At 63.5% G+C, this 11,359-nt stretch carries 6 protein-coding genes; all 6 read left to right on the top strand.

Annotated features, from left to right (window positions below; translation table 11 throughout):
* The first annotated feature begins 337 nt into the window (after positions 1-337).
* The 6 genes from lexA to uvrA all read left to right on the top strand — a co-directional run bounded on the left by lexA (position 338) and on the right by uvrA (position 10,396).
* Positions 338-955 (top strand): transcriptional repressor LexA, encoded by a 618-nt coding sequence (gene lexA / locus HBO23_RS33485; protein ID WP_017135402.1) that lies wholly within the window; start codon positions 338-340, stop codon positions 953-955.
* Positions 955-1,569, top strand: a complete 615-nt coding sequence (imuA, locus tag HBO23_RS33480; RefSeq protein WP_017135401.1) for a translesion DNA synthesis-associated protein ImuA — start codon at positions 955-957, stop codon at positions 1,567-1,569. The genes lexA and imuA overlap by 1 nt, the downstream gene beginning before the upstream one ends.
* A 7-nt stretch (positions 1,570-1,576) precedes the next feature.
* A complete protein-coding gene (locus tag HBO23_RS33475; RefSeq protein ID WP_170040991.1) occupies positions 1,577-2,989 on the top strand; it encodes a DNA polymerase Y family protein in 1,413 nt (470 codons plus the stop codon).
* Positions 2,986-6,057: an error-prone DNA polymerase gene (locus tag HBO23_RS33470; RefSeq protein ID WP_170040990.1), complete on the top strand. Its 3,072-nt coding sequence runs from the start codon at positions 2,986-2,988 to the stop codon at positions 6,055-6,057. Before HBO23_RS33475 ends, HBO23_RS33470 begins: the two co-directional genes overlap by 4 nt.
* A 110-nt stretch (positions 6,058-6,167) precedes the next feature.
* Entirely contained in the window at positions 6,168-7,880 is a 1,713-nt protein-coding gene (locus tag HBO23_RS33465) for an ATP-binding protein (RefSeq protein ID WP_170040989.1), read from the top strand.
* A complete protein-coding gene (uvrA, locus tag HBO23_RS33460) occupies positions 7,877-10,396 on the top strand; it encodes an excinuclease ABC subunit UvrA (protein ID WP_170040988.1) in 2,520 nt (839 codons plus the stop codon). The genes HBO23_RS33465 and uvrA overlap by 4 nt, the downstream gene beginning before the upstream one ends.
* Positions 10,397-11,359 lie beyond the last annotated feature (963 nt).

Raw genomic sequence — 11,359 nt, 5'->3', positions numbered from 1 at the left:
CTGATCTTGATCTGAAATCGCCCCGTTAAACACGATGGCCGGAATCTGACAGGGATTTGGGGGGTAAACCGGCAGGGATGCCGGTTTAGCCGCGCTGGGCCAAGGATGGCCCATCGCGGCGGCCCCCCAAATCACTGGCGGATTGCGGGCATGCCGAGCCACAGCGAGGCACCGAGTGTTGGGGCGAGGACTTTTTGCTTACTTTTTGGTCCCTCAAAAAGTGAGCCGCTGTAAGAGCGGAACCATAAGCCGCCGTTACCCAAATAATGGATATGCACCCAACCCCCCCCCAATCCCGACTACCGGCTATTGTCAGAAATTTCCCACAAGAGTACAAATGTACTCCATGACAACCCTGACCCCCCGTCGCACCGCCATCCTGACCTTCATCCGCGACCGTATCGCGCAACAAGGCCAGCCCCCAAGCCTCGCCGAGATCGCCGAGGCGTTCGGCTTTGCCTCGCGCAGCGTCGCTCGCAAACACGTGGTGGCCCTGACCGAAGCCGGCTTCATCGAGGTCAACCCCAACCAGGCCCGTGGCATCCGCCTGCTCAACCAACCGGCGCGTCCCGAATGGCTGGACGTGCCCGTACTCGGCCGTGTCGCCGCCGGCCTGCCCATCGGCGCCGATGCCGAAGTGCACAATCGTCTGCAACTCGACCCCGCCACTTTCGCCAAAACCCCGGATTACCTGCTGCGTGTGCAGGGCGATTCGATGATCGAAGACGGCATCCTCGACGGCGACCTGGTGGGCGTGCGCCGCAGCGCCGAAGCCTTGAACGGGCAGATTGTGGTGGCGCGCCTGGACGGCGAAGTCACCATTAAACGCTTTGAGCGCCACGGCGAGCAGGTGCGCCTGCTGCCGCGCAACCCCGCGTATCAACCGATTGTGGTCGGGCCGGATCAGGACCTGGCCATCGAAGGGGTGTTCTGCGGCCTGGTGAGGCAAGGTTGATGGGCGCCGTCGTTGCTCTGGATACGCTGTTCAATGGCGGCCGCGTCTGGAAAGGCCGGCCCGCCGTGCCACCGGCCAGCGTGCACCCCACTGGGCTGGCGGCGCTGGACGCGGTGTTGCCCACGGGCGGTTGGCCGGAGTCGGCGCTGAGTGAAATCCTGATGGCGAAGGAGGGCGTTGGCGAGCTGCAATTGGTGTTGCCAACCCTGGCCCGCTTATCAACGGCGGGCGAGCGGATTGTGCTGGTGGCGCCGCCCTACACGCCGTACCCCCACGCCTGGCAGAACGCCGGGGTGGATTTGCGCCAGCTTTCGGTGATCCAGGCCGAGGCGCGCGACGTGTTGTGGGCGGTGGAGCAGTGCCTGCGTTCGGGCAGTTGCGGCGCGGTGCTGTGCTGGCCGCGCAAGGCCGACGACCGCGCCTTGCGGCGCTTGCAGGTGGCGGCCGAGACCGGGCAAACCCTGGCGTTTGCCTGGCGCGCTTTGAGCGAGGCGGTCAATTCATCGCCCGCCGCCTTGCGCCTGGCCGTCGAGGCAAAACCTGCGCAAGTGCGGGTGCTCAAGTGCCGGGGCGGCTTGGCCCACCCGGCGCCGATAGCACTGGCGGGGCACTGAGGTTGCCATGCGCTGGGTGTGTATTGTCTTCCCGCAATTGGCGCTGGACGGGGTGCAGCGTGTGCACCCTGAGCCGGATCAACCGTTGGTACTGCTGGCCGGCACACCGCAGCGCCGCGTGCTGCAAACCGTCAATGCCGCCGCCCGCGCCTTGGGCCTGCGATCAGGTCAATCGCTGACGGCCGCGCATGCCCTGGCCAAAACCTTTGCCAGCGCCGAATACGACCCCGCCGAAATCGAGCGCTGGCAGCAGTTCCTCGCCGCCTGGGCCTACCGTTTCAGCTCCCAGGTCAGCGTGTATTACCCGCGTGCGTTGCTGTTCGAGATCGAGTCGAGCCTGGGCCTGTTCGGGCCGTGGCCGCAGTTTGAGGCGCGCTTGCGCCAGGAGTTGACCGAATTGGGCTTTCGCCACCGTATCGTCGCCGCGCCGAACCCGGCGGCGGCGCGGGTGCTGGCGAATATTTATGATGGTTTGGCGATCGGCGAGGACGCCTTGCAGCAGGCTCTGGCGCCACTGCCTATCGACCGCGCCGGTCTTGACCCGCAGGCGGCCACGGCCTTGTCGCGTATGGGCTTGCGTACCTTGGCCCAGGTGCAGGCGTTGCCTCGGCACACCCTGGCGCGACGCTTTGACGCCGGCTTGCTCAAGCACCTGGATGCCCTGAGCGGGCAGCGCCCACTGGCCCTGGCGTTTTACCAGCCGCCGGATCAGTTCGACGTGCGCATCGAGCTGAATTTCGACGTGCAGTCACACCAGGCGCTGCTGTTCCCGTTACGGCGCCTGACCGGTGACTTGTCCGCCTTCCTCTGCGGGCGCGACAGTGGCGTGCAGCGCTTTGACTTGCACCTGGAACACGCCCAGGCGCCCGACAGTGTGATCAAGGTCGGCCTGCTCAGTGCCGAGCGCGAACCGTCGATGCTGTTCGAACTGGCCCGTGGCCGCCTGGAACAGGTGCAAGTCACCTCTCCGGTGCGCGGGTTCCGCCTGGTGGCCCAGGACCTGCCGGTGTTTGTGCCGCAACGCCAGGACCTGTTCGACGATCGCCCGCAACAAACCTTGCCTTGGGAGCAACTGCGCGAACGCTTGCGCGCACGGCTTGGCGATGAGGCCGTACAAAGCCTGCGCTTTCACGCCGACCACCGCCCCGAATGTGCCTGGCAGGCGAGCGCCGACAGCCGTGCGTGCCCGACCTTGCACAAAGTGCAGCGCCCCGGCTGGTTGCTGACTGAACCGACCTTGCTGGCCGAGCAGGGCGTGCAGATCCTGATGGGCCCGGAACGCATCGAATCCGGCTGGTGGGACGGCGCCGATATCCGCCGCGACTATTACCTGATCCGCACCCGTGCCGGCCAGCAAGGCTGGGCCTATCGCTGTGTGGGGCAGAACGACGGGCTGTGGCTGCAAGGCTGGTTCGCATGAGCTATGCCGAGCTGCATTGCCTGTCCAATTTCAGTTTCCAGCGCGGCGCGTCTAGTGCGCTGGAGCTGTTCGAACGTGCCAAGCGCCAAGGCTACAGCGCCCTGGCGATCACCGACGAATGCACCTTGGCGGGCATCGTGCGAGCCTGGCAGGCGGCGAAGGCGGTGGATTTGCCGCTGATTATCGGCAGCGAAGTGCGCATCGAAAACGGCCCGAAACTGGTGTTGCTGGTCGAAGATCTCAGCGGCTATCAACACCTGTGCCGCCTGATCACCCTGGCTCGCCGCCGCGCCGAAAAAGGCCGTTACCGCCTGCTGCACGCCGACTTCGAACAACCGATGCCCGGCCTGCTGGCGCTGTGGGTGGCCGAAGACAACGACACCCAGGCCACCCTCCAATGGCTGCAACACACCTTCGCCGAACGCCTGTGGCTGGCGGTGCACCTGCACTGCGGCCAGGACGATGCGCGCCATTTGCAGCAGCGCCTGGCCCTGGCCGCCAGCCTGCAGATCCCGGCGGTGGCCTGCGGCGATGTACACATGCATGCGCGCGGGCGCCGGGCCTTGCAAGACACCATGACCGCGATCCGTCATCACGTGCCGGTGGCCGAAGCCGGCACGCGCCTGCACCCCAATGGCGAGCGGCATTTACGCAGCCTCGACGCGCTGGCAGCGTTGTACCCGCAAGCGCTGCGTGATGAAACCCTGGCCATCGCGAAACGTTGCACCTTTGATCTCAGCCAGTTGCGCTACCACTACCCACGCGAACTGGTGCCCGCCGGCCATGATGCCCAATCCTGGCTGCGCACCGTGACCGAGGAAGGCATTGCCCAGCGCTGGCCACACGGTGTTGACGCCAAGACCTTGCAGCAGATCAACAAGGAATTGCAGTTGATCAGCGACCTCGGTTACGAAAGCTACTTCCTGACGGTGCACGACATCGTGCGCTTCGCCCGCAGCCGTTCGATCCTGTGTCAGGGCCGCGGCTCGGCCGCCAACTCGGCGGTGTGTTTTGCCTTGGGCATCACCGAAATCGACCCAAGCCTGACGGATATGCTGTTCGAACGCTTCCTGTCCAAGGAGCGCAATGAACCGCCGGATATCGACGTGGACTTCGAACATGAACGCCGCGAGGAAGTGCTGCAGTACGTGTTCCAACGCTACGGCCGCACCCGCGCGGCGTTGACGGCGGTGGTCAGCAGTTATCACGCGTCCGGCGCGGTGCGCGACGTGGCCAAGGCCCTCGGTTTGCCGCCGGACCAGATCAACGCGCTGGCCGACTGTTGCGGGCGTTGGAGTGAAGATGCGCCGCCGCTGGAACGCCTGCGCGAAGGCGGCTTCGACCCGCAAAGCCCGATCCTGCGGCGTGTGCTGACATTGACTCAACAACTGATCGGCTTTCCCCGGCACTTGTCCCAGCACCCTGGCGGTTTTGTGATTTCCGAATACCCGCTGGACACCCTGGTGCCGGTGGAAAATGCCGCCATGGCCGAGCGCACCATTATCCAGTGGGACAAGGATGACCTCGACGCCGTCGGCCTGCTCAAGGTGGATATCCTCGCGTTGGGCATGCTCAGCGCGATACGCCGTTGCTTCGACTTGCTGCGCCGCCATCGCAACCGCGATCTGGCGTTGGCGACGATCCCCAAGGAGGACCCGGCAACCTACGCAATGATCAGCAAGGCCGACACCATCGGCGTGTTCCAGATCGAGTCGCGGGCGCAGATGTCGATGCTGCCCAGGCTCAAGCCGCAGAACTTCTACGACCTGGTGATTGAGGTGGCGATTGTGCGGCCTGGGCCGATCCAGGGCGGTATGGTGCATCCGTACCTGCGGCGCCGGAATAACGAAGAGCCCACCACTTATCCGTCACCGGAACTTGAGGCAGTGTTGAAACGCACCTTGGGCGTGCCGCTGTTCCAGGAACAGGTGATGCAGATCGCCATGGTTGCCGCCGACTATGGCCCAGGCGAAGCCGACCAGTTGCGCCGCTCCATGGCCGCCTGGAAACGCCACGGCGGCCTGGAACCGCATCAGCAGCGTCTGCGCACCGGCATGCTCAAGAACGGCTACAGCGAGGAATTTGCCGCGCAGATTTTCGAGCAGATCAAAGGCTTTGGCAGCTATGGCTTCCCCGAGTCCCATGCGGCCAGTTTTGCCTTGCTGACCTACGCCAGTTGCTGGCTCAAGTGCCATGAACCGGCGGCGTTCGCCTGTGCCTTGATCAACAGCTGGCCCATGGGTTTCTACAGCCCGGACCAGATCCTGCAGGATGCGCGGCGCCACCGCTTGCAGATCCGCCCGGTGGATGTGCTGGCCAGTGACTGGGATTGCAGCCTGGAGCCTGTCGACGGCCAGCAACCGGCGATTCGCCTGGGGTTGCGCATGATCTCGGGGTTTCGTGAGGAGGATGGGCGGCGCATCGAGGCGGCGCGCCAGCGTCGAGTGTTCAGCGACATTGCCGACCTGGACGACCGCGCTGGCCTGGATGCGCGGGCCCAGGCGTTGCTGGCGGATGCCGGGGCCTTGCGTGCGTTGGCGGGCAACCGGCACCGGGCACGCTGGGAAGTGGCAGGCGTGCATAAACAGCTGGGGTTGTTCGCGGGCCTGCCGAGCCCCGACGAAGCGGCGGTGCAATTGCCGGCGCCGACGGTTGGCGAAGACTTGCAGGCTGATTACGCCACGGTTGGCACCACCCTCGGCCCGCACCCGCTGGCGTTGCTGCGTGATGAGTTGCGCAAACGCCGCTGCCGCAGCTCTTTGGAGCTGATGGCGGTGGAGCATGGGCGCAATGTCAGCGTCGCCGGTCTGGTGACCGGGCGCCAGCGCCCTGGCACCGCCAGCGGCGTGACCTTTGTGACGCTGGAAGATGAGTTCGGCAACCTCAATGTGGTGGTCTGGCGCGACCTGGCAGAACGCCAGCGCCTGGCGCTGGTCGGCTCGCGGTTGCTCAAAGTCGACGGGCGCTGGGAGGCGGTGGGTGAGGTGCGGCACCTGATTGCCGGGCGTCTTACCGACCTGACGCCGCTGCTGGAAGGCATTCATGTGCGCAGCCGGGATTTTCATTGAGGGCAGTGGTTTTTGTCGCCATTACCTCCTAACTTATAACAAGTGAAACCATCCGCCGCTGGCGCGCTCCAAAACGTTGCAAATACCCTCTCTTTGCACAGAGCCAACCGATGCAATTTTTATCCAACCCCTACGGCTGTGAAGGCTGGTCCGGTGAAATGGCCCAGCGTATCCGTGCTTTCGATTGGTCCGCCACGGATCTTGGCCCGATTGACACCTGGAGCGCCAGCCTGGCCTGCAACGTGCAGATGATGCTGGCCTCGCCCGTGCCGATGGTGATGCTGTGGGGGCGGGCCGGCTACATGATCTACAACGACAGCTATTCGGTGTTTGCCGGCGGCCGGCATCCGTACTTGCTCGGCACGCCGGTGGAGCTGGGCTGGCCGGAGGTGGCCGAGTTCAATCGCCACGTGGTCGACACCTGCCTGGCGGGCGGTACCTTGACGTTTAACAACAAAGACCTGGTGTTGTTGCGTAACGGCAAGCCGGAAACCGTCTGGCTGGACCTCTATTACAGCCCCGTCGCCGGGGATAACCAACAGCCGGCCGGGGTGTTGGCGATTGTGGTGGAAACCACCGAGCATGTGCATTCCGAGCGCCTGCGCCAGGAACTCACCCATAACCTGGAGCAACGCGTCGCCGCCGAAGTGCAAGCGCGTTCCGCCGCCGAAGATCAGTTGCGCCAATCCCAGAAGCTCGAGGCAATCGGCGGCCTGACCGGCGGCGTGGCCCATGACTTCAATAACCTGCTGCAAGTGATCGCCGGCAACCTGCACCTGCTGGCCCGCCATGAGCCGGACAACCCCCAGGTGCAGCGCCGGGTCACGGCGGCCATTGCGGCGGTGGAGCGCGGCGCCAAGCTGTCCTCGCAACTGTTGGCGTTTGCGCGTCGTCAGCCGTTGTCACCGGCGGTGTACAACCCGCAGCGCATCTACGCAGGCTTGGGCGAGCTGCTTCAACGCGCCCTGGGCGAAACCATCCATATTGACGTCCAATTGCCCCAGGACTCCTGGTGCATCAATGTCGACCGTAACCAATTGGAAAACGCGCTGCTCAACCTGGCGATCAATGCCCGCGATGCCATGCAAGGCGAAGGCGTGATTCGCATCAGCGGCGAAAATATCATCCTCAACCCGGGCGATTGCATCGGTAAAAGCATCAAGCCCGGTGAATACGTGCGTTTGGCAGTGACCGACACCGGTGTCGGCATGCCCCAGGAGGTGCTCAAGCGTGCGTTCGAGCCGTTCTTCACCACCAAGCGCGAAGGGCACGGCACCGGCCTGGGCCTGAGCATGGTGTTCGGGTTTGTGCGCCAAAGCGGCGGGCATGTGGAGGTGTGGAGCGAGGAGGGCAAAGGCTCGGTAGTGCAGATGTATTTCCCCCACAGCCTGGAACCCGAATGTGGTGAGGTCGACACCGAGCAGGCGACTCACAGCGGCGGCCAGGAAACCATCCTGGTGGTCGAGGACAACGAAGGCGTGCGCCTGACCGTGGTCGAGTTGCTGCAGCAATCGGGCTACACGGTACTGACCGCCGAAGACGGTGACCGGGCCATGCAAACCCTGAAAAACGGCGTGCAGCCGGACCTGATCTTTACCGACGTGGTGATGCCCGGCCGGGTCAAAAGCACCGACCTGGCCGACTGGGCGCGCGTGCAGCACCCGCCGGTGGCGGTGCTGTTCACCTCCGGGCACACCCGCGACATTCTTTCCAGCAATCATTTGCTGAGCTCCGACATTCATCTGCTGAGCAAGCCCTACAGCCCCGAAGCCCTCACGCAACGGGTGCGCAGCGTGCTCACCGCCAGACAAGGTTGCCCATGACGTCACAGCGCAACATCCCCCCGATCACCGCCCAGCGCCCAGGCTTTGTACGCGTGCGCGGCGCCCGCGAACACAACCTGCGTAACGTCGATGTGGATATCCCCCGGGATGCCCTGGTGGTATTTACCGGCGTTTCGGGTTCGGGCAAATCATCCCTGGCGTTTTCCACGGTGTATGCCGAGGCTCAGCGCCGCTATTTCGAATCGGTGGCGCCCTATGCGCGGCGCCTGATTGACCAGGTCGGCGTACCCGATGTGGACGCTATCGAAGGCTTGCCCCCGGCCGTGGCCCTGCAACAGCAGCGCGGCACGCCGAGTGCACGCTCGTCGGTGGGCAGCGTCACCACCTTGTCGAGCCTGATCCGCATGCTGTATTCGCGTGCCGGCAGTTATCCGCCGGGGCAGGCGATGCTGTACGCCGAGGACTTTTCACCGAACCTGCCCCAGGGCGCCTGCCCGCACTGCCACGGTTTGGGCCGCGTGTATGAGGTGACCGAGGCGCTGATGGTGCCGGATCCGTCCTTGACCATTCGCCAGCGTGCGGTGGCGTCCTGGCCCTTGGCGTGGCAGGGGCAGAACCTGCGCGACATCCTTGTGACCCTGGGCTATGACGTGGACATCCCGTGGCGCGACCTGCCGAAAAAGCAGCGCGACTGGATTCTGTTTACCGACGAAACCCCGACCGTGCCGGTGTACGCAGGCTTCACCCCACAGCAAACCCGCGACGCGTTGAAACGCAAGCTGGAGCCGAGCTACCAGGGCACGTTCAGCGGTGCGCGGCGCTATATCCTGCACACCTTCAGCCATACCCAAAGCGCACTGATGAAAAAGCGCGTGTCGCAGTTCATGCAGGGCAGTGCGTGCCCGGCGTGCGAGGGCAAGCGGCTGAACAAGGCGGCGCTGTCGGTGAAGTTTGCCGGGGTGGACATCGGCGAGCTGTCGCAACTGTCGCTGGCGCAGTTGGCCGAGCTGCTGCGCCCGGTGGCGGCGGGGCAGGACAAAATGAAGCTGTCGGTGGAAAAGCGCCTGGCCGCTCAGCGTATCGCCCAGGACTTGCTGGAGCGGGTCAGCACCGTCACCGAGTTGGGCTTGGGCTATCTGTCCCTGGAGCGCAGCACGCCTACATTGTCATCCGGGGAATTGCAGCGCCTGCGCCTGGCCACCCAGTTGGGCTCGCAGCTGTTCGGCGTGATCTATGTGCTGGACGAGCCCTCGGCAGGCCTGCACCCGGCGGATGGCGAAGCATTGTTTACTGCGCTTGAGCGTTTGAAAGCGGCCGGCAATTCGTTGTTTGTGGTGGAACATGACCTGGAAACCATGCGCCGGGCCGACTGGCTGATCGATGTGGGGCCGGCTGCCGGTGAGCACGGCGGGCAAGTGCTGTACAGCGGTCCGCCTGCCGGGTTGGCGGATGTGCAGGCCTCGCAGACGCGCGAGTATTTGTTTGCCGAACGGCGCGTTTGCAGCACGACGCGACGTGAGCCGTCGGGGTGGCTGAAGCTTGAAGGCGTGACGCGTAATAATCTCAAGGATCTAAGCGTGGATTTCCCGCTGGGTTGCTTTACGGCGGTGACGGGTATTTCCGGCTCGGGCAAGTCCAGTCTGGTCAGCCAGGCGCTGTTGGAACTGGTGGGCACGGGCTTGGGTCGTGTGCTGGAAAGCGACGAAGAACCGAGCCTTGAAGATGATGCCCCGCAAAGCAGTGGTGGGCGGATCAGCAGCGGTTTGGAACAGATTCGACGTTTGGTGCAGGTGGACCAGAAGCCCATCGGCCGCACGCCGCGTTCTAACCTGGCGACTTACACCGGGTTGTTCGATAACGTGCGCAAATTGTTTGCGGCAACGCCGGCGGCCAGGAAGCGTCATTTCGATGCCGGGCAGTTCTCGTTCAACGTCGCCAAGGGCCGTTGCCCTCATTGCGAGGGGGAAGGGTTTGTCAGTGTCGAGTTGCTGTTTATGCCCAGCGTGTATGCGCCGTGTCCGACGTGTCATGGGGCGCGTTATAACCCTGAGACGTTGGCGATCAAGTGGCAAGGCTTGAGCATTGCCCAGGTGCTGGGGTTGACCGTGGAGCAGGCGGTCGAGGTGTTTGCCGAGCAGCCTGGGGTGTTGCGTTCGTTGCAAGTGTTGCGGGATATCGGTTTGGGGTATCTGCGTCTGGGGCAGCCGGCGACTGAGCTGTCCGGCGGTGAGGCGCAGCGGATCAAGTTGGCGACCGAGTTGCAACGTAATGCCCGGGGCGCGACGTTGTATGTGTTGGATGAGCCGACTACGGGTTTGCATCCTCGGGATGTGGACCGTTTGCTGAGTCAGCTTAATCATCTGGTGGACGCGGGGCACACGGTGGTTGTGGTGGAGCATGAGATGCGGGTGGTGGCCCAGGGGGATTGGGTGATTGATATTGGGCCGGGGGCTGGGGATTTGGGTGGGAAGGTGGTGGCTCATGGTACGCCGCAGAAGGTCGCCAAGAGCAAAGCCAGCCGTACTGCACCGTTTCTGGCGCGGGAGTTGGTGTAAGTTTCAACGTCGATTAATTGTGGGAGCTGGCTTGCCTGCGATGGCGGTTTGTCGGTGTACATATCCGTTATTCGGGTAACGGCGGCTTATGGTTCCGCTCTTACAGCGGGTCACTTTTGGCAAACGCCCGGAATGCCGGCCCAGCCAAAAGTAACCAAAAGGTCTGTGCCCCACCACTCGGCACCTCGCTTAGGCTCGGTGTGCCAGAACGAAGGCTTGAATCCGTGGGCCGCCGCGATGGGCCATCCTTGGCCCAGCGCGGCTAACCCGGCGTCCTGCCGGGTTACCCACGGATTCAAGCCTGCGTTCGGCCATCGTGGTTAACGGGGCGTCTCAGATCAAAAGCAAGATCAAGATCAAGATCTACAGCACGGCGGCCTGAAAGCCGACCTGAGTGGTTGAAGCAAGAGCCAGATCAAGTGCAAGGCAAAAGCCTATCTACCTGATGCCGCGGGGTCTAAATGTGGGAGCGCATGCAGTTTTGAATATGAGATCGACTGCGGATTTGCATGCACTGAAGAGCTGCTTTTCTGTGGGAGCTGGCTTGCCTGCGATGCAGACACCTCGGTATATCAGGCACACAGAGTTGATGCCATCGCAGGCAAGCCAGCTCCCACCTTTGACCGAGTATGGCTCTGCTGTTGCTGTTGCTCCGGCTCTTACATTCTTTTCGATGACGAAGTCAGCGGTCTTTTGATCTGCGCTTTTGATCTTGATCTGAAATCGCCCCCCCAAATCACTGGCGGATTGCGGGCATGCCGAGCCACAGCGAGGCACCGAGTGTTGGGGCGAGGACCTTTTGGTTACTTTTGACTGGGCCGGCATTCCGGTCCTTGCAAAAGTGACCCGCTGTAAGAGCCATGCCTTTCAAGGTCTATGTTTAAGAGTCCGTTTAACGTCATGTTTAGGCCTGTTTATCCGCCTTGGCAGCCTTAAGCACCCGAGCTGTTGAGACATGCGCCC

The organism is Pseudomonas sp. WS 5532 (assembly GCF_012985445.1).
GTDB lineage: Bacteria > Pseudomonadota > Gammaproteobacteria > Pseudomonadales > Pseudomonadaceae > Aquipseudomonas > Aquipseudomonas edaphica.
Note: the sequence above shows the minus strand (reverse complement) of the source record. Positions and strands in the feature narration are given on the sequence as shown.

Coding starts and splice junctions, on each gene's coding strand:
- lexA (WP_017135402.1), top strand. CDS start 338: ATGTACTCCATGACAACCCTGACCCCCCGTCGCACCGCCATCCTGACC.
- imuA (WP_017135401.1), top strand. CDS start 955: ATGGGCGCCGTCGTTGCTCTGGATACGCTGTTCAATGGCGGCCGCGTC.
- HBO23_RS33475 (WP_170040991.1), top strand. CDS start 1,577: ATGCGCTGGGTGTGTATTGTCTTCCCGCAATTGGCGCTGGACGGGGTG.
- HBO23_RS33470 (WP_170040990.1), top strand. CDS start 2,986: ATGAGCTATGCCGAGCTGCATTGCCTGTCCAATTTCAGTTTCCAGCGC.
- HBO23_RS33465 (WP_170040989.1), top strand. CDS start 6,168: ATGCAATTTTTATCCAACCCCTACGGCTGTGAAGGCTGGTCCGGTGAA.
- uvrA (WP_170040988.1), top strand. CDS start 7,877: ATGACGTCACAGCGCAACATCCCCCCGATCACCGCCCAGCGCCCAGGC.